Below are 670 nucleotides of genomic sequence, written 5' to 3'. Positions count from 1 at the left end.
GGGCTCCGACTGTTTGTATGCATGCGGTTTCAGGATCTATTTCACTCCCCTCCCGGGGTTCTTTTCGCCTTTCCCTCACGGTACTGGTTCACTATCGGTCGATCACGAGTATTTAGCCTTGGAGGATGGTCCCCCCATCTTCAGACAGGATTTCACGTGTCCCGCCCTACTTGTCGTACACCTAGTTCCACAACGCTGTTTTCGCATACAGGGCTATCACCTGCTATGGCCGGGCTTTCCATCCCGTTCTGCTAACAATGCTGCTAAAGAGTACAAGGCTCATCCCATTTCGTTCGCCACTACTTTGGGAATCTCGGTTGATTTCTGTTCCTGCAGCTACTTAGATGTTTCAGTTCGCCGCGTTCGCTTCCCACACCTATGGATTCAGTGTGGGATGACCCATTCGGGCCGGGTTTCCCCATTCGGACATCTCCGGATCAAAGCTTGTTTGCCAGCTCCCCGAAGCTTTTCGCAGGCTACCGCGTCCTTCATCGCCTGTGATCGCCAAGGCATCCACCACATGCACTTGTTCGCTTGACCCTATAACAAGTGTGTCTCAAGCTTGCGCTCAGGACACCGCTCACTACAGGTTGAGTTCTCGCATTTGTGCCGTATTCCAAGTCATCTTTCGATCACTTTAAAATACATTTGGTTGATACAATCACAACCC

1 rRNA gene is annotated in these 670 nt (G+C 51.3%); it reads right to left on the bottom strand.

The features are described from left to right. Positions 1-540: ribosomal RNA gene (locus MKD50_RS30555) — 23S ribosomal RNA — on the bottom strand; the annotation flags it as partial. Positions 541-670 lie beyond the last annotated feature (130 nt).

The organism is Cupriavidus mimosae, assembly GCF_023952485.1.
GTDB lineage: Bacteria > Pseudomonadota > Gammaproteobacteria > Burkholderiales > Burkholderiaceae > Cupriavidus > Cupriavidus taiwanensis_C.
This window is presented reverse-complemented; position numbering and strand designations above follow the sequence as displayed.